The organism is Pseudomonas sp. TH41 (genome assembly GCF_016650695.1).
Lineage (GTDB): Bacteria > Pseudomonadota > Gammaproteobacteria > Pseudomonadales > Pseudomonadaceae > Aquipseudomonas.
This window is the reverse complement of the sequence record NZ_JAEKFH010000003.1, coordinates 3,059,825-3,081,500: the sequence shown is the minus strand read 5'-3', so window position 1 is coordinate 3,081,500 and position 21,676 is coordinate 3,059,825. Positions and strand designations below refer to the sequence as shown.

Annotated in this window: 20 protein-coding genes; 12 read left to right on the top strand and 8 right to left on the bottom strand. The window is 59.5% G+C overall.

What is annotated here, in order from left to right:
* Positions 1-292: 292 nt before the first annotated feature.
* A complete protein-coding gene (locus JFU37_RS16790; protein WP_201116376.1) occupies positions 293-706 on the top strand; it encodes a DUF4124 domain-containing protein in 414 nt (137 codons plus the stop codon).
* Between the two features lie 226 nt (positions 707-932).
* Here JFU37_RS16790 and JFU37_RS16785 read toward each other — a convergent pair whose 3' ends face one another.
* Genes JFU37_RS16785 through mrcB form a run of 3 tightly spaced genes read right to left on the bottom strand, consistent with a single transcriptional unit; the run spans position 933 to position 4,361 of the window.
* Positions 933-1,268: a YqcC family protein gene (locus tag JFU37_RS16785; protein ID WP_201116374.1), complete on the bottom strand. Its 336-nt coding sequence runs from the start codon at positions 1,266-1,268 to the stop codon at positions 933-935.
* Positions 1,268-2,020 carry a hypothetical protein gene (locus JFU37_RS16780; RefSeq protein ID WP_201116372.1) on the bottom strand — a complete coding sequence of 251 codons (753 nt, stop codon included), beginning with the start codon at positions 2,018-2,020 and terminating at the stop codon, positions 1,268-1,270. Before JFU37_RS16780 ends, JFU37_RS16785 begins: the two co-directional genes overlap by 1 nt.
* 16 nt (positions 2,021-2,036) lie before the next feature.
* Complete coding sequence (gene mrcB / locus JFU37_RS16775) at positions 2,037-4,361, bottom strand: penicillin-binding protein 1B (RefSeq protein ID WP_201116370.1); 2,325 nt, start codon at positions 4,359-4,361, stop codon at positions 2,037-2,039.
* 117 nt (positions 4,362-4,478) lie between these two features.
* On the opposite strand from mrcB, the gene JFU37_RS16770 reads away from it, so the two are divergent.
* The 3 genes from JFU37_RS16770 (at position 4,479) to JFU37_RS16760 (ending at position 6,987) form a co-directional block, all read left to right on the top strand.
* On the top strand, positions 4,479-6,035 hold the full coding sequence (locus JFU37_RS16770; RefSeq protein WP_201116369.1) for an AAA family ATPase: 1,557 nt from the start codon (positions 4,479-4,481) through the stop codon (positions 6,033-6,035).
* Positions 6,036-6,126: 91 nt separating this feature from the next.
* Positions 6,127-6,471 carry a pentapeptide repeat-containing protein gene (locus JFU37_RS16765; protein WP_201116368.1) on the top strand — a complete coding sequence of 115 codons (345 nt, stop codon included), beginning with the start codon at positions 6,127-6,129 and terminating at the stop codon, positions 6,469-6,471.
* Between the two features lie 243 nt (positions 6,472-6,714).
* Positions 6,715-6,987: a TfoX/Sxy family protein gene (locus JFU37_RS16760; protein ID WP_007971093.1), complete on the top strand. Its 273-nt coding sequence runs from the start codon at positions 6,715-6,717 to the stop codon at positions 6,985-6,987.
* A gap of 287 nt (positions 6,988-7,274) precedes the next feature.
* Here JFU37_RS16760 and JFU37_RS16755 read toward each other — a convergent pair whose 3' ends face one another.
* Genes JFU37_RS16755 through JFU37_RS16745 form a run of 3 tightly spaced genes read right to left on the bottom strand, consistent with a single transcriptional unit; the run spans position 7,275 to position 9,895 of the window.
* The gene (locus tag JFU37_RS16755) at positions 7,275-8,126 is read right to left on the bottom strand and encodes a ChaN family lipoprotein (protein ID WP_201116367.1); all 852 of its coding nucleotides are present in this window, start codon (positions 8,124-8,126) and stop codon (positions 7,275-7,277) included.
* An 18-nt stretch (positions 8,127-8,144) separates the two neighbouring features.
* Entirely contained in the window at positions 8,145-8,912 is a 768-nt protein-coding gene (locus JFU37_RS16750) for a heme ABC transporter ATP-binding protein (RefSeq protein ID WP_201116366.1), read from the bottom strand.
* On the bottom strand, positions 8,912-9,895 hold the full coding sequence (locus tag JFU37_RS16745) for a FecCD family ABC transporter permease (protein ID WP_201116521.1): 984 nt from the start codon (positions 9,893-9,895) through the stop codon (positions 8,912-8,914). Before JFU37_RS16745 ends, JFU37_RS16750 begins: the two co-directional genes overlap by 1 nt.
* Positions 9,896-10,203: 308 nt before the next feature.
* On the opposite strand from JFU37_RS16745, the gene JFU37_RS16740 reads away from it, so the two are divergent.
* Positions 10,204-10,521 carry a Rieske (2Fe-2S) protein gene (locus JFU37_RS16740; RefSeq protein WP_201116365.1) on the top strand — a complete coding sequence of 106 codons (318 nt, stop codon included), beginning with the start codon at positions 10,204-10,206 and terminating at the stop codon, positions 10,519-10,521.
* On the opposite strand, the gene sfsA is transcribed toward JFU37_RS16740, so the two are convergent.
* Complete coding sequence (sfsA, locus tag JFU37_RS16735; protein ID WP_201116363.1) at positions 10,518-11,225, bottom strand: DNA/RNA nuclease SfsA; 708 nt, start codon at positions 11,223-11,225, stop codon at positions 10,518-10,520. The genes JFU37_RS16740 and sfsA overlap by 4 nt on opposite strands.
* Positions 11,225-12,397 (bottom strand): pyridoxal phosphate-dependent aminotransferase, encoded by a 1,173-nt coding sequence (locus tag JFU37_RS16730; RefSeq protein WP_201116362.1) that lies wholly within the window; start codon positions 12,395-12,397, stop codon positions 11,225-11,227. The genes sfsA and JFU37_RS16730 overlap by 1 nt, the downstream gene beginning before the upstream one ends.
* Positions 12,398-12,731: 334 nt before the next feature.
* Between JFU37_RS16730 and dksA the strand changes: the two genes are divergently transcribed.
* From dksA to folK, 7 genes are all read left to right on the top strand, one after another.
* Positions 12,732-13,172 (top strand): RNA polymerase-binding protein DksA, encoded by a 441-nt coding sequence (gene dksA / locus JFU37_RS16725; protein ID WP_201116361.1) that lies wholly within the window; start codon positions 12,732-12,734, stop codon positions 13,170-13,172.
* A gap of 232 nt (positions 13,173-13,404) precedes the next feature.
* Positions 13,405-14,301, top strand: coding sequence for a tRNA glutamyl-Q(34) synthetase GluQRS (gene gluQRS / locus JFU37_RS16720; protein ID WP_201116360.1), 897 nt, complete (start codon positions 13,405-13,407; stop codon positions 14,299-14,301).
* A 77-nt stretch (positions 14,302-14,378) separates the two neighbouring features.
* The gene (locus JFU37_RS16715; RefSeq protein WP_003176118.1) at positions 14,379-14,555 is read left to right on the top strand and encodes a hypothetical protein; all 177 of its coding nucleotides are present in this window, start codon (positions 14,379-14,381) and stop codon (positions 14,553-14,555) included.
* Complete coding sequence (locus tag JFU37_RS16710; protein ID WP_201116359.1) at positions 14,539-17,493, top strand: sensor histidine kinase; 2,955 nt, start codon at positions 14,539-14,541, stop codon at positions 17,491-17,493. The genes JFU37_RS16715 and JFU37_RS16710 overlap by 17 nt, the downstream gene beginning before the upstream one ends.
* Positions 17,494-17,515: 22 nt before the next feature.
* Positions 17,516-18,952: a sigma-54-dependent transcriptional regulator gene (locus tag JFU37_RS16705; protein ID WP_201116358.1), complete on the top strand. Its 1,437-nt coding sequence runs from the start codon at positions 17,516-17,518 to the stop codon at positions 18,950-18,952.
* Between the two features lie 816 nt (positions 18,953-19,768).
* Positions 19,769-21,169 (top strand): polynucleotide adenylyltransferase PcnB, encoded by a 1,401-nt coding sequence (locus JFU37_RS16700; protein ID WP_201116357.1) that lies wholly within the window; start codon positions 19,769-19,771, stop codon positions 21,167-21,169.
* Between the two features lie 3 nt (positions 21,170-21,172).
* Positions 21,173-21,658, top strand: a complete 486-nt coding sequence (gene folK / locus JFU37_RS16695) for a 2-amino-4-hydroxy-6-hydroxymethyldihydropteridine diphosphokinase (RefSeq protein WP_201116356.1) — start codon at positions 21,173-21,175, stop codon at positions 21,656-21,658.
* Positions 21,659-21,676 lie beyond the last annotated feature (18 nt).

The window sequence follows — 21,676 nt, the reverse complement described above, 5'->3', positions numbered from 1 at the left end:
CACTGACTGAGCAAGTATTGGGATCGTCCCAAGTGTTGCGGGGCTTTCCCACCCAGCGCGAGGTAACGCGTTGCGGGTGTAACAGGTCGGCGCGGGTGTGCGCCTCATGATCTGCTGAGTGGGTCTGCTTCTGGCAGTCCCTCTACAGCGGACTTTGGATTCTTCTGTTTCATCCTCTGCAAGTCAAGTCGTCTATGTGCTTTATTGAAGTAAGCACATGAGAAAGCAAGAAAAAACCGCTAAACATCAACTGTGTTAGCTTCAATTGCGCAACTCATGGCAAGGAAATGGCATGCGAACGTTCTTCATGATCACTCTGCTCATCAGCCCATGGTGTATGGCGGGGCCGATTTATAAATGGGTCGACACCCAGGGCGTTACCCACTTCGACGCACAACCGCCGCAAGGCCAGGAAGCGACCACGGTGACGATGCCCTCCTCGCCTGCCGACAAACCGGCCACGTTGCCACGCAGCAACGCCATCGGCGATCAACAGTCGATCGACAACACAGTGAAAAAGCAGGTCGCCGAGCAGCAAGCCCAGCTAAAGGTATTTTGCGAGCAGGCCCGAACAAACCTGGCACAACTGCAGAACAATCCGCGACTACGGGAGGATGTCGGCGGTGAAATGCGCCGCCTGACCGACCAGCAACGTCAGGAGCGCACCACCGAAGCACAGAAACATATTGCGGATAACTGCCAATAATCACTCGTAGGTGCAGTAGAAGCTGTAGGAGCTGTGTAGGAGCTGTGTAGGAGCTGTCGAGTGAAACGAGGCTGCGATCTTTCCGAGTTCACTTGAGTATCAAGAGCAAGATCAAAAGATCGCAGCCTCGTTTCACTCGACAGCTCCTACACAGCTCCTACACAGCTCCTACACAGCTCCTACAGCTCCCAGACAGTTCCCAGACAGCTCCTACAACGAAACGGAGTCAGCGGGAGGCAGTGATCAGCAGGTCGAACTCTTTGAGTAGCACCTGCAGGTACCGATCCTTGCCCTGAACATTGCGGGCAGCGAAGACCATTTCGGCCATCTCCTGAATCCCGGAGGCATTGGGCAGCGGCAAATCCTGCTCGAGGATCACCTTCATGCGCGGCAGGAAGATCCACTGCAGCCACTGTTCGAAATCCAGCGTATCGACCGAAAACGGCTCGACGCTGGACAGCGCTTCAGCGGAGGGTGAGACCTCATCCCACCAGCCCTGGACGCGCAACTCACGCTCGATCAACAGCAACTGCTCGGCAATCTTCGGAAAACGAGAGTCCATCACAGCGAAACCTTGGCCTTCTGACGGGCCAGCGCTGCGCCTGCGGAATCACCTTGTTTCTCGCGCGCCTGGGCGATCAATCCCCACAGGCTGGCTTGAAGATCCGGACGACCATTGGCCAACGTCAGACCACGGCGGGCGAACTGTTCGGCCTGTGCCGCATCGCCTTGAGCCATGCGTACCTGCGCCAGACGATAGAGCACTTGCGGCTCACGCGGTGCAACCCGCTGGGCGCGCTCAAGGCTGGAGGACGCACCGTTGAGGTCGCCGCCAGCCTGTTGTTGCTGAGCGGTGGTCAGCAGTGCCAATACCGGACCGTCCAGCTGCTCATCGGCAGACAGGCCGCCACCGGTACTGGCCGAAGGAATCCCGCTCGGCGTCGACGGCATGCTATAGCTGCCTTGATTGATCGGTGCTGCCTGAACCGGAGACGTGTCAATCGGTGACGTGTCAATCGGACCCGGAGTCATCGGGCCGGGCGTGATCGGTGCAGTACTGATCGGCGCCGAGGTCACGGCGCCCCCACCCGGAACCATCACCACCACGCCACTATCACCCTGTGGAATCGCCTGAGTCTGGGCCTGTGCGGGACGTTTCACTGTCGTCTGACGGAACCCGCCATTCGCCGAAATCCGCTCACTGTTGGAAACGGCGCTGCCGGAATCCACAACCGGAATCGAACCGTGCTGTACGGTGGAGCAACCGCTGAGCAAAGCCACGGCGGTAATCGCTGGAATCAACCACTTGTTCACTTGAAACCCTCTTTGCTTAATTCATCCAGCCTTTGACCCAATCCATCACCGTTTCAACGGAAGCAGGAACTCCGCCACCGCAAGCGGCGCCGGGAGGTGGTTCACTGCCGCGAATATACGGCATCTGCACGGCGCCTGGGCAGCTGGCTTCGGAACCTTGCCCGGTACGGGAATCGACCCATGCCTGAACAATGTTGTCTGGCTGCGGCATGTCCAGTGGCAGCGGATCGGCCTTGCGCATAAAACTGGTCCAGACCTGCAGCGCACCGGTGGCACCGGTGAAGGGTGTCTTGCCGTTGTCATCACGACCCAGCCAGACCACCGCCAGCAGGTCCTGACTGAAACCTGCAAACCAGCTGTCTCGCGAATCGTTACTGGTACCGGTCTTGCCGGCCAGCGTCAGGGTCTTCGGCAACACGTTATAAACCGAACTGCCGGTACCTTCACGCATGACCCGCTGCATCGCGCTCTGGATCAGGTAAATGGAGGCCGGATCGAAACGCTGCTGAATCTGGAAGGGGTAACGCTTGAGCGGCTCACCTTCGGCGGTCAGCACGCTGCGGATCCCGCGCATCGGCGTATTGAAACCACCATTGGCGAGCGTCTGGTACATGGTCGCCACTTCGATCGGGGTCATTCCACCGGCCCCCAGCAACATCGACGGGAATGCCGGAAACTCTCGAGTTATGCCCAGGCGCGCCAGGGTCTTCAGGACATTCGGCACGCCCACCGCCAACCCGAGACGGGCGGTCGACAGGTTGTAGGAATGTGCCAGGCCCTGGTACAGGAAAACAGTGCCGTGGGAACGACGATCATAGTTCTGTGGTTTCCAGACCTGACCGTCCGCGCCTTTGATCGAGAAAGATTCGTCCGACAGCCAACTGGTCAACGTGTACTGACTCGGCTTCTCAAGGGCTGTCAGATAAACCGCCGGCTTGATCAACGAACCGATCGGTCGTACGGCATCCAGTGCACGGTTGAATCCGGCAAAACTCGCCTGACGACTGCCGATCATGGCCTGGACTTCGCCGGTTTCCGGGTTGGTCACGACCATGGCGGCTTCTACGTCATCGGAGCCTTTACGTCCGGCCAGTCGTTTGAAGGTGTCGTTGACCGACGCTTCGGCTTTCATCTGCAGGATCGGGTCGAAGCTGGTGAAGATACGCAGGCCTTCTTCGGTCAAGTCTTCATCGCGATAGTCTTCGCGCAACTGACGCTTGACCAGATCGAGGAAGCCCGGATACGAGCTATCCGCCAGACTGCCACGCTTGGTCACGCCCAACGGCATCTTCTTCGCGGCGTCGACTTGCTCAGCCGTGGCAACGCCCTGCTCCTGCAGCACATCGAGCACCAGGTTGCGCCGTTCAAGAGCACGTTCCGGATAGCGACGCGGGTTGTAGGAAGACGGCCCTTTGACCATCCCCACCAGCAACGCGACTTGATGCAGTTTCAGCTCCGACAGCGGCTGACTGAAGAAGAACTGACTGGCCAGACCGAAACCATGCACCGCACGCTGACCGTCCTGGCCGATGAATACTTCGTTGAGGTACGCCTCAAGAATGTCGCGCTTGTCGTAATGCAGCTCAAGCAGCAACGCCATCATCGCTTCGGTGAGTTTGCGGGTCAGACTGCGTTCGTTGGTCAGGTAGAAGTTTTTGACCAACTGCTGGGTCAGCGTACTACCGCCCTGACGCATGCGACCGGACGAACCATTGACCCAGATCGCACGCGCAATCGACTTCGGCGAGACGCCGAAGTGGTGGTAGTAGTCGCGGTCTTCGACGGCCACGAGCGTTTCGAGCAAATAAGGCGGCACCTGATCGATCTTGATCAGGATCCGGTCTTCAAGATTTTTCGGGTACAGGCCACCAATCAGCAGAGGCTCCAGGCGCACGACAGAAAGCTTCGAGCCGTTAGTCGCCGAAAGCTCAGCCACGTAGTCGCCGGAGAATCGCACCCGCACCGGTTGCGCTTGCTCCATACCTTCATAGAACTGGAAGCCACGGGTGTTGAGGTCGACGGTATTGCCGTTGACCGAGGCTGCGCCCGGGCCGTTGGCCACGCTTTCGCGACGATAGCCAAGGGCATCCAGTTCGGTCAAAAAGTCGTCCTTGCTCAGCTTTTGTCCGACGAACAGCTCGAGCGGGCGCGCATACACCTTGGCCGGGATGGTCCAGCGCTTGCCGGAGAACTTCTCCTGGACGATGGCGTCGAGGTACACCGCGAATCCGGCGAGCACCACAAGGCCGACCAGACTGAGTTTAAGGGCCCAGCCCAGCCAGGGGCGCAGGCCCTTGGAAGGTGGTTTTTTGGGAGTGCGTGGGGATCGAGTACGAGTCATGGCGGCGGATTATACGCACTTTATTCAGACTCAACAGGAGCCCTCCAAGGTTTGCGTCGGACGGACTTGCAGCCATAATGGCAACCTTGAATTTTCCCAGACACTGAAGGATCGCCTGTGAGCCAGTCACTGATCGCTGCCCTGCAAAACCCTGCCCTCTACCCGCATCCTGTGGACGGGTTCCAGGTCATCGAGACCCATATCTCCTGGGTCATCCTCACAGGCCCCTTTGCTTATAAAGTGAAGAAGCCCGTCAATTTCGGCTTTCTCGACTTCACCGGCCTCGACGCTCGCAAGCATTTCTGCGGTGAGGAGCTGCGTCTGAACCAGCGTCTGACCGATGATTTGTACCTGGAAGTGTTGCCGATCACCGGCAGCGCCGAAGCACCGCAATTGGGCGGCGATGGCCCGGTCGTCGATTACGCCCTGAAAATGCGTCAATTCCCACAGAGCCAGCTGCTGAGCACCCTGCAGGCCAACGGCGAATTGACCACCGCGCACATCGACGAGATGGCCGCACAGATTGCCCAGTTCCACCTCACTGCACCGAAAGTGCCGGCCGATCACGAAGCCGGCACCCCGGACAGCGTGATGGCACCGGTCCGCCAGAACTTCGAACAGATCCGCCCATTCCTCAGCGACAAGGCCGATCTGCTGCAACTCGATGCGCTGCAAGCCTGGGCCGAAAGCAGCTTCGATCGCCTCAAGCCGCTGTTCGCCCAACGCAAGGCTGACGGCTTCATCCGTGAATGCCACGGCGACATCCATTTGGGCAACGCCACCGTGATCGATGGCAAAGTCGTGATCTTCGACTGCATCGAGTTCAACGAGCCGTTCCGATTCACCGATGTTTATGCCGACACCGGTTTCCTGGCGATGGACCTGGAAGACCGTGGTCTGAAAAGCCTGGCGCGTCGCTTCATCAGCCAATACCTGGAGTTGACCGGTGATTACCAGGGTCTTGAGCTGCTGAACTTCTATAAAGCCTATCGCGCACTGGTTCGCGCCAAAGTCAGCCTGTTCAGCATGCCCGCCGAAGCCGACCCGGTGCAGCGCGCCACGACCCTGCGCCAGTACCGCAACTACGCCAACCTGGCAGAAAGCTACAGCACCATTCCTTCGCGCTTCATGGCCATCACCCACGGTGTTTCCGCCGTTGGCAAGAGCCACGTTGCCATGCGCCTGGTAGAAGCTTTGGGCGCCATCCGCCTGCGCTCCGACGTAGAACGCAAACGTCTGTTCGGCGAGCAAACCGTCCCGAACGACCCGCAGGCCGGCATTTACAGTGCCGACGCCAGCGCCGCGACCTACACCCGCCTGCATGAAATCGCCGCCGTGATACTGCGCGCGGGCTTTCCGGTAGTCGTCGATGCTACCTACCTCAAACGCGAACAACGCGACGGCGCAGCGAAAATTGCCGAGGCCACCGGCGCACCGTTCCTGATCCTTGATTGCGATGCACCGCAAGCGGTGATCGAGTCTTGGCTGGCCCTGCGTCAGGCAGACAAAAAGGACCCGTCCGACGCCAACCTGGCCGTTATCAAGGCCCAGCAAGCGAATCGTGAAGCCCTGACGCCAGCAGAGATCCTCTGCAGCAAACGCGTGCAGACCAATGAAAGCGGAACCCTCGACACTGTCGTTGCACAGATCCGCCAACGTCTGCCAGGCCTCTAAGAAAGTATTTCAGGCGTGAAGCCTTAGCCGGCTTCACGCCTGTCAAATAGTGGCACTATACTGGCGTCATAAAACCAACAGGTGATGTGACATGAGCCAGCCGAAACTTCTCGACACCCCGCTTTATGCCTTGTTGCACAAAGACGACATCTCAGGCTTTAACAAGGAACGTCCTTTGGAGGGGTCTATCGACATGGTCGGTGGCGATTTCCGGGGGCTGGACCTTCGCGAGCTGAACGCTGATGGCGTTGACTTTACCGATGCGTATTTCCGCTCCGCCGATTTGCGCGGCATCGACTTCAGTCGCTCGACTCTGGAAGGCGCAAGCCTGGCTCACGCGCAGATCTCCGGCGCCTACTTTCCGCCAGAGCTGAGTGCCGACGAGATTCTGATGTCGATGAATTTCGGAACACGCCTGCGTTATCGCACCCGCTAAAAGCGACCTGTAACTGACAAGTCCGGCGCCCCCGCTCCGCGCTGGACTCTGCGCACTTTTCACCCGAAAGCTGTTTTCCTGCCCCCTGTTCCTACCCTGTTCGTGAACTTTACCGACGCATTAAGGCGTTGCCTCTTAGAAGCGTTTGCGTCGAAACCGACCAAACAATCACGCTTTTCCTACTGATGGCTACACTCCTGAGAAGCTCGCCCACGCTCCGTTCGGCCGTCGCAAGGAGGCTTGATGAATGATGAATTGCAGCACCTGAAGAATCTTGGCAAGACGTCGGCGCAGTGGCTGCATGCCGTGGGCATCCACAGCGCTTCGGACTTGCGTCGCCTGGGGGCGGTGGATGCTTATCGGGCCGTGCGCACGCGCGGGTTTCGAGCGTCCAAGGTGTTGTTGTATGCGATCGAAGGCGCGCTGATGGATGTGCATTGGAACGACATCCCCGCCGAGCGCAAGGAAGCCTTGAACAAACAGTTGGAAGCTATCTCGTCACGCCACAAGAATTAAACGAAACCTGCTGAACAAACAAATCACGCGGTTGTTACGCGCAACCACAGGGCCTGGCCCAATAATTACCGCTTCTGCAGCGAATTCACGGCGCACTTCAAATAAACGGAAAATCATCAGTTGACTTGATAATGAGAATCGCTATGATTAGCACAACTGGTCGCGAGACTGGTCGATATTTGAAAAGCCCTTGGTTCGGACTCTCAGATATCTCCTCATCAGGCTAATCACGGTTATTTGACCCGGCTCTTGCCGGGTCTTTTTTTGCCTGTGGAAAAGTCATCGACTTACTTGCCGAACTGCTTGCGCATCTGCGCACAGTAATCCTGCACCGGCGTGGCAGGCGTGTACCAAACGTAATCGGCCATGGCTGCCGAGACCTCACTGCCCTGCTGCGCCAGCATCAACACGGTCGGCGCTTGCGACCTTCCCAGATCCAGCACATGGATCGGCACGCCGAGATCCTTTCGCGCATGGTATGCACCGGCAAACAGCAATGACGGCATGGGGGCCGCGAGCAGACGCTCGGCCATACGCCGATCACGCTGCTGCTGGACCGCCAGCATCGATGGCATCTGTGATTGGGGCAGTAGACCGCAATGGGACTCACTGACTTGCTCGAGCAATTCGTCCCTGACGGAAGAGGCGTTAGAGCGCGAGCCGCTCAGCGCTGGCGGCTTGGCGTAGACGGCACGGACTTCAAGGGTGTCGAGGTTGGCCGCCAGCAGCGGGTAGGGTTGGGTCAACGCGAAACGCATGATCGGCCCGTACAAATCCCAGTCCCAACCCGGTTGCCAGGCTAATGCACCGGTCAGATCCACCGGTGGCGTCGAGGCGTGACGAACCTCATCGACGCGCGGTTGTTGATCCGGCGTGAGCATCTCCAGCAGCAGACTGCCTTGAGGTCGCCGCTCACCCAATGATTTCAACAACCACAATTGCAATTCATGGTGATCACGATTGTCATGCTGCTCACCCACGATCAGCCGCGAAGGCAGGGCCAACCGGTCAACCAGTTCCTGTGCCGTCAGGGTCTGCCCGCTGCGCAAGTCCAGAATCTGGCCTAGCACCGGTGGCGGTGCCGACAAGTGCTGGCAGGCACTCAACAACAGCAAGACCAGCATCAAAATCCCACGCATGGGCTCCCCCTTAAAAACTCAGCGGGCGATGATCAGCGGATGCCCACGCTCCGGGTGCTGCTGTACCAGCACTTCCAGCCCGAACACCGCTTTGAGCGGTTCCGGGCGCAACACCTGCTCCGGCGTATCGAGCGCCACCGGACGCCCACCTTCGAGCAGCAACAGGCGATCACAATAGCGCGCCGCCAGGTTCAGATCATGCAGGATCACCAGCACCGCCGCGCCACGATCGGCGAACTCGCGCACGGCCTGCAAGGTGATGTGCTGATGCAGCGGGTCGAGCATCGATGTCGGCTCATCGAGCAACAACGTCTGCCCCGCCTCACCCGGCCACAACTGCGCGAGCACTCGCGCCAGATGCACCCGCTGACGTTCGCCACCCGACAAGGCCAGGTAACTGCGACCACTCAAGTGTCCGGCATCGGCAGCATGCAATGCCGCCGCGACGATTTCGTCATCGCGGGCTAGGCCACTTTGATAAGGCAAACGGCCCATGCCCACCACTTCTTCAACGCGAAACGCGAAGTCCAGCGTCGATACCTGTGGCAACACGGCCAATCGCTGGGCCCGATCTGTCCCGGCCCAACGACGCAACTCGCGCTCATCGAGCCAAACGTCGCCGTAATCAGCCTTCAGCTCTCCACACAAGGCCCCCAGCAAAGTGCTTTTGCCGGCGCCGTTGGGGCCCAATACGCCAAGGACTTCGCCCGGTTTCAGCTCAAGCGTGATGCCCGTCAGAACGGTCTTTGTGCCCCGACGGACTTGCAGATTCTGCGTGCGCAACATCAGGCGCGCCTCCGTAGCAACAAAAACAGGAAGAACGGTGCTCCGATAAACGCCGTGACAATCCCGATCGGCAACTCTGCCGGTGCCAGCGCCAGGCGCGCGACCAGATCGGCGAACAATAAGAGGCTGGCCCCGGCCAACACCGACGCCGGCAACAACACCCGATGATCAGGCCCCGCAAGCAATCGCACCAAATGAGGCACCACCAGTCCGACAAAGCCGATCATGCCCGCCGCCGCCACCGCAGCGCCGACGCCCAGCGCCGTGCAGAACACCAATTCGCGCTTGAGCCCTTCAACGTCGACACCCAGGTGACCGGCCTCCGATTCGCCCAACAACAAGGCGTTCAAGGCCCTGGCCCGGCGCGGCAACCACAGCGCCACACCGACGGTCACCAGCAGCAGCGGCCACAACCGCGAATAGCTGGCGCCGTTAAGGCTGCCCAGGTTCCAGAATGTCAGCGTGCGAAGGGTCGCGTCATCCGCCAGGTAGGTGAACAGTCCGACCGCCGAACCGGCTAAAGCCGTCAACGCGATACCCGCCAACAACATGGTCGCGACGTTCGTCTGGCCATTGCGCCGTCCCAATCGATACACCAATGCCGTTACACCCAGCCCGCCGAGAAACGCGCACACCGACAATAGATAAGGTCCGAACGATTCAGGCAAGCCGCCAAACACCGAGCCGCCGACAATCGCTATCGCCGCCCCCAATGCCGCGCCGCTGGAGACACCCACCAGCCCCGGATCGGCCAGCGGATTACGAAACAACCCCTGCATCGCGACGCCAGACAACGCCAGCACACCGCCAACCGCCAAACCCAGCAAGGTTCGCGGCAAGCGAATTTGCCCGAGGATCAGTTCAGCCTGCTCCAGCCCATCGGGCGCAATGGGCAGGCCAACCATGCGCAACGCTGCACGCAAGGTGTCGAGCAACGGCAGGCTGACCGGCCCCAGCGCCAACGACAACCAGGTCGCCACCAGACACAACAGGCTCAGGCCCATGAACAACGCGCGAGGTTTAACCAGAATGGTCATTGGGCGGCATTGCCGGGATAGAAGCCGTCGGCCGCGGCGGCTTGATGGCTGACGAAGAGTCCGACACAGAGCGTAGCAATGCGGGTACTCAGGCGCATAAACAGCTTCCTTAAAGGTTTCCCGGGCATCGAGATCTCAGGCCACGTATCCTTGGCTTCTGACACCTGCGCCCGACGGGCAGGGCGGCCATTTGATAATTGTTTGCATTTAAACGTCAAGCTCGGACCCACGAGCCACGGAACTTGAGGATAGACATGAAGTTGCTTTGTACCGGTGCCGAATTGGCTGACGACAGCAGTCGCGGTTTCGACATCGACGGACAAAAGCTGTTGGCCGTGCGCCGGGGCGGTCAGGTCTATCTCTATCTCAACCGCTGCCCGCACCGGGGTGTCGGGCTGGAGTGGACGCCCGACCGGTTTCTTGACCCCAGCAACAGCCTGATCCAGTGCGCGACCCACGGCGCATTGTTTCTGATCGAGGACGGCGAATGCGTCGCCGGCCCGTGCGCCGGGCAATCGCTGACCAGCGTTCCTTGCCACGAGGACGAGCAAGGAATCTGGATCAACCTTTAAATCAACACCTCAAGACGCCGATCGACCACCATTTCTTCGTGGCTCAAACGCACACCATAGGCCAGCACTTCAATTCCGCACGCCACCGCCTCACGCAAGGCTGCCGCGTAGGCTGAATCGATTTCCTCTGCGGGACGCACTGCGTCGATGCCGGTGAGGTTTACGCAATACAACTGCACGGCGCGAATTCCGTCCCGGGCCAAATGGGCCAGTTCCCGCAAATGCTTGGCCCCCCGCTGGGTGACGGCGTCGGGAAACGCCGCCACCGAGGAAGCGTCGAAGCCCAGGGTCACGCTTTTGACTTCCACATACGCCGGCCCGCCCGAGTAATCGAGACGGAAATCAATGCGGCTGTTTTCCTGACCGTAAGCCACTTCGCGTTTCAGCCCGGTAAAGCCGTTCAGCTCAGTGATGACGCCGCCGCGCAGTGCCTCTTCGATCAAGCCGTTGGCACGTCCGGTATTCACGCAAAACAGCCGTCCTTGAGGGGTTTCGCCGATTTCCCAAGTGCCGGGCAACTTGCGCTTAGGGTCATCGGAGCGACTGAACCAGACCTGCCCGCCCTCGACCTGGCAATTGAGCATCGAGCCGGTGTTGGGGCAATGAATGGTCAGCAACTCGCCGCTAACGGTTTCGATATCGGCGAGAAAACGCTTGTAACGTCGAATCAGACGACCTTCTTCGAGAGGAGGATGAAAGCGCATCAGCCTTGCCAGCTCTTCAAGCCGCGAGCAATTCTCTCCACGGCTTCCTGCAAACGCGGAAGGCTTTGGGTATAGGCAAAGCGCACATGGTGCCCGGCCTGATAACGACCGAAGTCCAGGCCCGGGGTAATCGCCACATGCTCGGTTTCGAGGAAATGTCGGCAGAATGCGAAGGCATCGCCGCCGAACTGGCTGATATCGGCGTACAAATAGAACGCGCCTTCCGGCTCCACCGCGATGTTGAAACCCAGCTCACGCAGAGCGGGCAACAGGAAATCCCGACGACGCCCAAACTCGGCGCGACGCTCTTCCAGAATGCTGATCGTCGCGGGTTCGAAACAGGCCAACGCAGCGTGCTGAGCCATGCTCGGGGCGCTGATATAGAGGTTCTGGGCCAGTTTTTCCAACTCGCCAACCGCCGCCTCCGGCGCCACGAGCCAACCGAGCCGCCACCCGGTCATGCCGAAATATTTAGAGAAGCTATTGAGTACAAAAGCGCTGTCGTCGACTTCCAGCACGCTGGCCGCATCGGTGCCGTACGTCAGGCCGTGATAGATCTCGTCCACCACCAAATGGCCGTGGCGCGCCTTGATGGCGGCAGACAGTGCGGCCAATTCGTCGCGGGTCAGAATTGTCCCGGTCGGATTCGCTGGCGACGCCACCAGGGCGCCGACACTGTCGTGATCCCAATGGCGGGCCACCAGGTCCGGGGTCAGCTGATAACGCACATCCGGACCGACAGGAACAAGCTGCGCCGCGCCTTCGACCAGCCGCAAGAAGTGACGATTGCAGGGGTAACCCGGGTCCGCCAGCAGCCAATGCTTGCCGGGATCGACCAGCAAGGCGCTGGCCAGCAGCAGCGCGCCAGAACCGCCAGGCGTGATGAGGATTCGCTGCGGATCGATGTTCAACCCATAACGCTGCTGATAAAAGCCCGAAATGGCTTCACGCAACTCGGGAATGCCACGCGCAGCGGTGTAGCGGGTCTTGCCCGCCGTCAGCGCGGCCTGGCCGGCCTGGATGATGGGCTCGGCGGTGGTGAAGTCCGGTTCGCCGATTTCCAGGTGGATCACGTCGTGACCCGCCGCTTGCAACTCATTGGCCCGCGCCAGCAATGCCATGACATGAAAAGGTTCGATCGCGCGACTGCGGGCACTGTAGGGCTGGGCCATGGGTCTTCCTTCAACAGGAGAAAAAAACCGATTCTACCCAAGCGCAGGAACGAGCGAGAACCTAAAGCGGTCAGAGCCGTTATAACCCTGACCACAAACGACTCAAGCGAGTGCTCCAGGTTTGACTAAAATCATTAATTGATCAGGTCTCCATCACCACCAGACAAGGCTTTGCAATCATTTGCAAGCCCCTCGGGCCACTACCTCGACATCCGGGAGTAGCGCGCTCCGATTTGATCTGGTAAGTTCGCCCGCTTGCAGCCGCAGGGCCGGCAGGTGTCGGTGATGGAGCAATCCTGCGCAATGGATTACAAGAGTAGAGGCGGTCTATTTCATGTCCACCCAAGCAAAGCAGCAAAACCAGGCGATCAGCGGCTTCGAACCCTATAAAGAAGTAAAGGGCGAGGAGTACATGGGCAAGCCCATGCGCGCTCACTTCACCAAGATCCTGAACAAGTGGAAACAGGACTTGATGCAGGAAGTCGACCGTACGGTTGATCACATGAAAGACGAAGCGGCCAACTTCCCGGACCCGGCAGACCGTGCCAGCCAGGAAGAAGAATTCAGCCTCGAGCTGCGTGCCCGCGATCGCGAACGCAAGTTGATCAAGAAAATCGACAAGACGCTGCAGTTGATCGAAGACGAAGAATATGGCTGGTGCGAGTCGTGCGGCGTCGAAATCGGGGTCAAGCGTCTCGAAGCCCGCCCTACCGCCGACATGTGCGTTGACTGCAAGACCCTGGCGGAAATCAAGGAAAAACAAGTCGGCAAGTAACATCGACTTGAACGAAGAACGGAGCGTGCAAACGCTCCGTTTTTGTTTCTGACATTTGCTGATACCTGTTGCGTCTATAAAATCGTCATCACTGTAGGAGCGAGCTTGCTCGCGATGAACCTGAGAACGCCGCGGGGTAACAGGCTTGCAGCGTTATCGTTGACGACCTTCGCGAGCAAGCTCGCTCCTACAGGTTGTTTGGCGCAAGCCTGGAAAAAGTAACATTGCCTTCATGACCACCACCGCCTCCCCCACCTACATCGGGCGCTTCGCCCCCACGCCCAGTGGACATCTGCATTTCGGTTCGCTGGTCGCAGCGCTGGCCTCGTACCTCGACGCGCGCGCCGTGGGCGGTCGTTGGTTGGTGCGCATGGAAGATCTCGACCCGCCACGGGAAGAGCCCGGCGCTCAGGCGGCTATTCTCAAGGCGCTGGAAAGCTATGGCTTCGAGTGGGACGGCGAGATGGTTCGCCAGAGCGACCGGCACGCTGCCTACGCTGAAATCCTCAATCGCCTGTTCAACCATGGCCTGGCCTACGCCTGCACCTGTTCGCGCAAACAGCTTGAGCCCTATCACGGCATTTATCCGGGGCTGTGCCGCAATGCCGGCCATGGCACTGAACACGCGGCGATTCGTCTGCGGGTGCCTGAGCTGGAATACCACTTCATCGACCGCGTGCAAGGCGAATTCCGCCAGCACCTCGGCCGGGAAGTCGGCGATTTCGTGATTCGCCGCCGCGACGGGCTCTACGCCTATCAATTGGCGGTGGTGCTGGACGATGCCTGGCAAGGCATCACCGACATTGTCCGTGGCGCCGATTTGCTCGACTCCACGCCGCGCCAGCTCTACCTGCAAGAATTGCTCGGCCTGCCGCAACCGCGATATTTGCACATCCCGCTGATTACCCAGCCCGATGGCAATAAGCTCGGTAAATCCTACCGTTCGCCGCCGCTGACCGAAGACCAGGCCACGCCTTTGCTGCTGCGCGCATTGCGCGCGCTCGGGCAGAATCCGGGCACCGAACTGGCTTACGCGATGCCACAGGAAGTGCTGAACTGGGGCATTGCTCACTGGGATGCGCTGCTGATCCCGCGCACACTGAACCTGCCCGAAGCGCAACTGCAGTGATCATGCTTGCAGTCGCGCGCCCATCCGTTACCATCGCCGCACGTTTTCGGGCACGCGCATAAAAAAGAGAGGCCGGGATGTACATCTATCGCTTGGTCCTGCTCCTGGTAGTGGGGATTTACCTGTTCTCCCCGGCCATCATGGATTGGTGGATCGACGCCACTGGCGCCTGGTATCGCCCTTATCTGCTCTGGCTGATTCTGATCGTCGTGACCTTCATCCTGCAGAGCCAAAAAGATGCCGATGAGCTTTAGCCTGACCCAGATGATCCTGATCAGCGCCGCGTACCTCGCGGTGCTGTTCGGCGTAGCCTGGATCAGTGAACGGGGCATGATCCCCCGGGCGATCATTCGCCACCCCCTGACATACACTCTGTCGCTGGGTGTTTACGCCAGTGCCTGGGCGTTTTACGGCACGGTGGGGCTGGCCTATCAATATGGCTATGGCTTCCTGTCCAGCTACCTCGGGGTGTCCGGGGCATTTCTGCTGGCGCCGGTGTTGCTGTATCCGATTCTGAAGATCACCCGTACGTATCAACTGTCGTCCCTGGCTGACCTGTTCGCGTTTCGGTTCCGCAGCACCTGGGCCGGCGCACTGACCACGATCTTCATGCTGATCGGCGTACTGCCGTTGCTGGCTCTGCAGATTCAAGCCGTAGCCGACTCCATCGGCATTCTCACCCGTGAGCCCGTGCAGCATCGCGTGGCCTTGAGCTTCTGCGCGCTGATTACGCTGTTCACGATTTTCTTCGGTTCCCGCCACATCGCTACCCGCGAGAAACACGAAGGCCTGGTGTTCGCGATTGCCTTCGAGTCGGTGATCAAACTGATCGCCATCGGCGGCGTCGGCCTGTATGCCCTGTATGGCGTGTTCGACGGCCCGCAACAGCTGGAACTCTGGCTGTTGCAAAACCAGACCGCCCTCGCCGCCCTGCACACACCGTTGCAGGAAGGCCCGTGGCGCACGCTGTTGCTGGTGTTCTTCGCTTCCGCGATCGTGATGCCGCACATGTACCACATGACGTTCACCGAAAACCTCAACCCGCGCTCGCTGGTCAGCGCAAGCTGGGGCTTGCCGCTGTTCCTGCTGCTGATGAGCCTGGCGGTACCGCTGATTCTCTGGGCAGGCCTGAAGCTGGGTGCCACCACCAATCCGGAATATTTCACGCTGGGCATTGGCATCGCCGCCAACAACAAAGCCCTGGCGCTATTGGCCTATGTCGGTGGATTGTCGGCAGCCAGCGGTCTGATCATCGTGACCACCCTGGCATTGTCCGGCATGGCGCTGAACCATTTGGTGCTGCCGCTTTATCAACCACCGGCTGAAGGCAACATCTACCGCTGGTTGAAGTGGACCCGTCGGGCGCTGATCGTCGCGATCATCATGGCCGGTTACGGCTTCTATCTGCTGCTGGGCGCGGAACAGGATTTGGCCAACCTGGGCATCGTCGCCTTCGTCGCCACCCTGCAATTCTTGCCCGGCGTGTTGTCTGTCCTGTATTGGCCGACCGCCAACCGCCGCGGCTTCATCGCCGGTTTGCTGGCAGGGATTCTGGTGTGGCTGGTGACCATGCTGCTGCCGCTGGTGAGCAATCTGCAGGGCTTCTACATTCCACTGCTGAACATGATCTACGTGCTGGACGACACCAGTTGGCACATGGCGGCGATCGCGTCGCTGGCCGCCAACGTGCTGATGTTCACCTTGATCTCGCTGTTCACCAATGCCAGCACCGAAGAGGCCAGCGCCGCCGAAGCCTGCGCAGTGGATAACGTGCGTCGCCCGCAACGCCGCGAATTGCACGCGGCATCGCCTCAGGAATTCGCCACCCAACTGGCTAAACCTTTGGGCGCCAAGGCGGCTCAAAAAGAAGTCGAACAGGCCTTGCGCGATCTTTATCTGCCATTCGACGAGCGCCGGCCTTACGCCTTGCGCCGTTTGCGCGACCGGATCGAAGCCAACCTCTCCGGCCTGATGGGGCCGAGCGTGGCCCAGGACATGGTCGAGACGTTCCTGCCTTATAAGGCCGGCGGCGAAAACTACGTGACTGAAGATATTCACTTCATCGAAAGTCGCCTTGAGGATTACCACTCACGCCTCACTGGATTGGCTGCCGAACTTGACGCCCTGCGCCGCTATCACCGCCAGACCTTGCAGGAATTGCCGATGGGCGTCTGCTCGCTGGCCAAGGACCAGGAAATCCTCATGTGGAATAAAGCCATGGAGGAATTGACCGGAATCGCCGCGCAACGCGTGGTCGGCTCGCGCCTGAGCACCATTGCCGATCCGTGGAAAGAACTGTTGCAAGGTTTCATCAACCTGCCGGACGAACACCTGCACAAACAGCACCTGGCCCTCGATGGCCAGACCCGCTGGCTGAACCTGCACAAAGCCGCGATCGATGAGCCGCTCGCACCGGGCAACAGCGGTTTGGTGTTACTGGTGGAAGACCTGACCGAAACGCAGATGCTCGAAGACAAACTGGTGCACTCCGAGCGTCTGGCCAGCATTGGCCGACTGGCCGCCGGCGTAGCCCATGAAATCGGCAACCCGATCACTGGCATCGCCTGCCTCGCGCAAAACCTGCGCGAAGAGCGCGAAGAAGACAGCGAACTGAAGGAAATCAGCGGGCAGATCCTCGAGCAGACCAAACGCGTGTCACGCATCGTTCAATCGCTGATGAGTTTCGCCCACGCGGGCAGTCATCAGCACAGTGATGAGCCCGTCTGTCTGGCGGAAGTGGCCCAGGATGCCATCGGCCTGCTTGCCCTGAACCGACGCAATTTCGAAGTACAGTTCTACAACCTGTGCGACCCTGATCACTGGGTCGAAGGCGATCCGCAGCGCCTCGCCCAAGTGTTGATCAACCTGCTCTCAAACGCCCGTGACGCCTCGCCTCCCGGCAGCGCCGTGCGCGTCAAAAGCGAAGCCGGAGAACACACCGTCGACCTGATCGTGGAAGACGAAGGCAGTGGCATTCCGAAGAACATCATGGATAGGTTGTTCGAACCTTTCTTTACCACCAAGGACCCTGGCGAAGGCACCGGTCTGGGCCTTGCACTGGTCTATTCCATCGTTGAAGAGCATTATGGACAAATCACCATCGACAGCCCGGCTGATGTTCAAAGCCAACGCGGCACCCGTATCCGGGTGACCTTGCCGCGTCATGTCGAAGCGACGTCCGCTGTGAACTGAGACCGTCGAGAGTATCGAATCAATGCCGCACATTTTGATCGTCGAAGACGAAACAATTATCCGCTCCGCCTTGCGCCGCCTGCTGGAACGTAACCAGTACCAGGTCAGCGAAGCCGGTTCAGTGCAGGAAGCACAAGAACGCTTCACTATTCCCACGTTCGACCTGATCGTCAGCGACCTGCGCCTGCCAGGCGCACCGGGTACCGAGCTGATCAAGCTCGGCCAGGGCACGCCGGTGCTGATCATGACCAGCTACGCCAGCCTGCGTTCTGCCGTCGACTCCATGAAGATGGGCGCGGTGGATTACATCGCCAAGCCTTTCGATCACGACGAAATGCTCCAGGCCGTCGCGCGAATCCTGCGTGACCGGCAATCGGTGCAAGCCAGCGGTGAACCGCTCACTGGCAAAGCGGCCAATGGCGCGGCGAAACCGGGTGTCGATAACAGCAACGGCGAAATCGGCATCATCGGCTCCTGCCCTCCGATGCAGGACCTGTACAGCAAGATCCGCAAAGTCGCACCTACCGATTCCAATGTCCTGATCCAGGGCGAGTCCGGCACCGGTAAAGAGCTGGTGGCGCGCGCCCTGCACAACCTGTCCAAACGCGCCAAGGCGCCGATGATTTCGGTGAACTGTGCGGCCATTCCGGAAAGCCTGATCGAGTCCGAACTGTTCGGCCACGAAAAGGGCGCGTTCACGGGCGCCAGCGCCGGGCGTGCCGGTCTGGTGGAAGCTGCGGACGGCGGCACCTTGTTCCTCGACGAAATCGGCGAACTGCCACTGGAAGCTCAGGCTCGCCTGCTGCGCGTGTTGCAGGAAGGTGAAATTCGCCGGGTCGGCTCGGTCCAGTCGCAGAAAGTCGATGTACGCCTGATTGCCGCCACTCACCGGGACCTCAAGAGCCTGGCGAAGATCGGCCAGTTCCGTGAAGACCTTTATTACCGTCTCCACGTGATCGCCCTGAAACTGCCGGCCCTGCGCGAGCGTGGCGCCGACGTCAACGAAATTGCCAACGCCTTCCTGGCGCGACAAAGCGCACGGGTGAACCGCACGGACCTGAAATTTGCCCCGGATGCCGAGCAGGCGATTCGTCATTACTCCTGGCCGGGGAACGTTCGTGAGCTGGAGAACGCCGTCGAGCGCGCCGTCATCCTGTGCGAGAGCCCGGAGATTTCCGCCGAGCTGCTGGGTATCGACATCGAATTGAGCGATCTGGAAGACGACGACTTTATCGGCCTGGCGCCGCAACAGGGCACCAATGCCGGTAACACCAGCCATGAACCGACCGAAGACCTGTCGCTGGAAGACTACTTCCAGCACTTCGTACTCGAACATCAGGACCACATGACCGAAACCGAGCTCGCACGCAAACTCGGGGTCAGTCGCAAATGCCTGTGGGAACGCCGTCAACGCCTGGGCATTCCGCGGCGCAAGACCGGGGTGGCCAGCGAGAGCTGAACCGCGCCTGTCTGATCCGTGGGTAACACGTGACATTGTGAAAAAACTGTTACCTCAGCTTTTTCACGTAACAGAAGCCGGGGCTTACGGTAACGAAGCCCCGGCTTTTTTTGGCCCCCAGCAAAGCCATCAAGTCAGCTAACCCCTTGTTTTACTGGGCTTTGCAAAAGTTGGCACGCACCCTGCTATATGTTTGGTACAAGAACAATAACAAGCAATGTACAAGACAATAAAAATAAGACGTATCGACTCACGCACAATAAAAACAAGACGGCGAGAGGCGCAGCTAACTGATTCTTTTGGAGAGGCGTTGTATTTGGGGCTTGCCCCACGACCAGGCCGAGAACAACAAAAAACTGTCTTAAGACAGAGCCTGAACTGGTTGGATCGCAAGATCACTGCAGCACAGCGACCAAAGCAATCCGTTTGCTCTTGGCTCCCGATTGGGAGGGTCATGAAGGATAAGCTTCATGACGTGGGCACTTAACAAAAACAAAAAGCCCGAAACCAATAACAAAAATAGAGCATGCAACTACTTCTTGGGGAGCTTCGGCTCCCCTTGTAGTTTCTGCGGTTCGCAAAACCTGCTTATCTGTAGGAGCGAGCTTGCTCGCGAAAGACGTGAACGATAATGCGTAAAACCAGATGCCCTGCGCTTCCAGTGGGTTTTTCGCGAGCAAGCTCGCTCCTACAGCTTGCGACTCACAGCTCATATCTGCTGTGTCCTACACCATCCCCCGACTAAATGCTAGAATCCCCGCCCATCATGCGGTCATTCTTCGTTATGGCCGAACATTCCTTCAAACAGTGCATCCCATGCTGAAGAAGCTGTTCCAGTCATTCCGTTCTCCCAAGCGTCATACGCAACACATTCGCAGTACGCCTGAAGTGCTCAACAGCGGCCAACATTCGCTGCAAAAGGCGCAATTCAGCCGTTATGCGGTGAACATCGTCGAACGCCTGCAGAACGCCGGTTATCAGGCCTACCTGGTCGGCGGTTGCGTGCGCGACATGCTGCTGGGCATCACGCCAAAAGATTTCGACGTCGCCACCAGCGCCACACCTGAACAGGTTCGGGCCGAGTTCCGCAACGCGCGGATCATCGGTCGCCGCTTCAAGTTGGTGCACATCCACTTTGGTCGCGAAATCATTGAAGTCGCGACCTTCCGCGCCAATCACCCGCAAAACGATGAAGAGGAAGACAGCAACCAGTCTTCTCGCAACGAGAGCGGGCGCATCCTGCGTGATAACGTCTACGGCACGCTGGAAGAAGACGCGCAACGTCGCGACTTCACCATCAACGCCCTGTATTACGACCCGGTCAGCGAGCGCATTCTCGATTACGCCAACGGCGTCCACGACATCCGCAATCATTTGATCCGGCTGATCGGCGATCCGCAACAACGTTACCAGGAAGACCCGGTACGGATGCTGCGGGCCGTGCGTTTTGCTGCCAAGCTGAATTTCGGTATCGAAAAGCACAGCGCCCTGCCGATCCGCGAACTGGCACCGATGCTGCGCGAGATCCCGTCGGCACGCTTGTTCGAGGAAGTGCTCAAGCTGTTCCTCTCCGGCCATGCCGCCGACACCTTCGAGATGCTGGTCGACCTGCAGTTGTTCGATCCGCTGTTCCCGGCCAGTGCCGAGGCGCTTGAATACAACCCGACGTATACCCATACCCTGATCAGCGAAGCCCTGATCAACACTGACTTGCGGATTAAGCAGAACAAACCGGTGACCCCGGCGTTCCTGTTCGCCGCGCTGCTCTGGCCGGCCTTGCCAGCTCGCGTACTGCGTCTGCAAGAACGCGGCATGCCGCCGATTCCAGCGATGCAGGAAGCGGCGCATGAACTGATTGCCGAACAATGCCAGCGCATTGCGATCCCAAAACGCTTCACCATGCCGATCCGCGAGATCTGGGACATGCAGGAGCGTCTGCCACGCCGCAGCGGCAAGCGTGCCGACCTGTTGCTGGACAACCCACGGTTCCGCGCCGGTTACGACTTCCTGCTGCTGCGTGAAAGCGCGGGCGAGCAGACCGATGGCCTGGGCGAATGGTGGACGGATTATCAGGACGCCAACGACAGCGAGCGCCGCGACATGATCCGCGACCTCAGCGGCAAGGAAGACGGCACTGGCGCGCCACGCAAACGTCGTCGCAGTGGTGGCGCCAAGCGCAAACGCGCCGCCGGCGCACCGAGTGCTACGGGCGAGTAATCCATGGAACGCATCTACATCGGCATGGGCAGCAATCTGGCTGACCCCGCCGAACAATTGCGCAGCGCCGTCGAGGCGCTGAGCCGCTTGCCGCAGACCGAACTGGTCGAGGTATCCGCGTTTTATCAAAGCGACTCACTGCTGCCCGGCCAACCGCGCTACACCAACGCGGTCGCCGCGCTCGACAGCACGCTTGCTCCGCTGGAGCTGCTTGATGCACTGCAAGCCATCGAGAACGAACAGGGCCGTGAGCGCCTTCAACGCTGGGGGCCACGTACGCTTGATCTCGATATTGTGTTGTTCGGTGACCGGCTAATCGACGAGCCCCGCCTCAAAGTCCCCCACTATCATCTGCAGGAACGGGCTTTCGTTCTGTATCCGCTGGCCGAACTGGCACCTGAGGACTTGCGGCTGGCCGATGGTCGCACGCTGAGCGACTTACTTGCCGCCTGCCCGTTCGTCGGCTTGGAACGTCTCCCCCAAAATTGACAAAAATCCCTGTGGGAG

What these genes read in the sequence shown, in the direction of transcription:
- JFU37_RS16760 (WP_007971093.1), top strand. Translation starts at nt 6,715, where the DNA reads ATGAATGATGAATTGCAGCACCTGAAGAATCTTGGCAAGACGTCGGCG.
- JFU37_RS16765 (WP_201116368.1), top strand. Translation starts at nt 6,127, where the DNA reads ATGAGCCAGCCGAAACTTCTCGACACCCCGCTTTATGCCTTGTTGCAC.
- JFU37_RS16710 (WP_201116359.1), top strand. Translation starts at nt 14,539, where the DNA reads ATGCCGATGAGCTTTAGCCTGACCCAGATGATCCTGATCAGCGCCGCG.
- JFU37_RS16715 (WP_003176118.1), top strand. Translation starts at nt 14,379, where the DNA reads ATGTACATCTATCGCTTGGTCCTGCTCCTGGTAGTGGGGATTTACCTG.
- JFU37_RS16785 (WP_201116374.1), bottom strand. Translation starts at nt 1,268, where the DNA reads ATGGACTCTCGTTTTCCGAAGATTGCCGAGCAGTTGCTGTTGATCGAG.
- dksA (WP_201116361.1), top strand. Translation starts at nt 12,732, where the DNA reads ATGTCCACCCAAGCAAAGCAGCAAAACCAGGCGATCAGCGGCTTCGAA.
- gluQRS (WP_201116360.1), top strand. Translation starts at nt 13,405, where the DNA reads ATGACCACCACCGCCTCCCCCACCTACATCGGGCGCTTCGCCCCCACG.
- mrcB (WP_201116370.1), bottom strand. Translation starts at nt 4,361, where the DNA reads ATGACTCGTACTCGATCCCCACGCACTCCCAAAAAACCACCTTCCAAG.
- JFU37_RS16705 (WP_201116358.1), top strand. Translation starts at nt 17,516, where the DNA reads ATGCCGCACATTTTGATCGTCGAAGACGAAACAATTATCCGCTCCGCC.
- JFU37_RS16755 (WP_201116367.1), bottom strand. Translation starts at nt 8,126, where the DNA reads ATGCGTGGGATTTTGATGCTGGTCTTGCTGTTGTTGAGTGCCTGCCAG.
- JFU37_RS16790 (WP_201116376.1), top strand. Translation starts at nt 293, where the DNA reads ATGCGAACGTTCTTCATGATCACTCTGCTCATCAGCCCATGGTGTATG.
- sfsA (WP_201116363.1), bottom strand. Translation starts at nt 11,225, where the DNA reads ATGCGCTTTCATCCTCCTCTCGAAGAAGGTCGTCTGATTCGACGTTAC.
- JFU37_RS16730 (WP_201116362.1), bottom strand. Translation starts at nt 12,397, where the DNA reads ATGGCCCAGCCCTACAGTGCCCGCAGTCGCGCGATCGAACCTTTTCAT.
- JFU37_RS16750 (WP_201116366.1), bottom strand. Translation starts at nt 8,912, where the DNA reads ATGTTGCGCACGCAGAATCTGCAAGTCCGTCGGGGCACAAAGACCGTT.
- folK (WP_201116356.1), top strand. Translation starts at nt 21,173, where the DNA reads ATGGAACGCATCTACATCGGCATGGGCAGCAATCTGGCTGACCCCGCC.
- JFU37_RS16700 (WP_201116357.1), top strand. Translation starts at nt 19,769, where the DNA reads ATGCTGAAGAAGCTGTTCCAGTCATTCCGTTCTCCCAAGCGTCATACG.
- JFU37_RS16740 (WP_201116365.1), top strand. Translation starts at nt 10,204, where the DNA reads ATGAAGTTGCTTTGTACCGGTGCCGAATTGGCTGACGACAGCAGTCGC.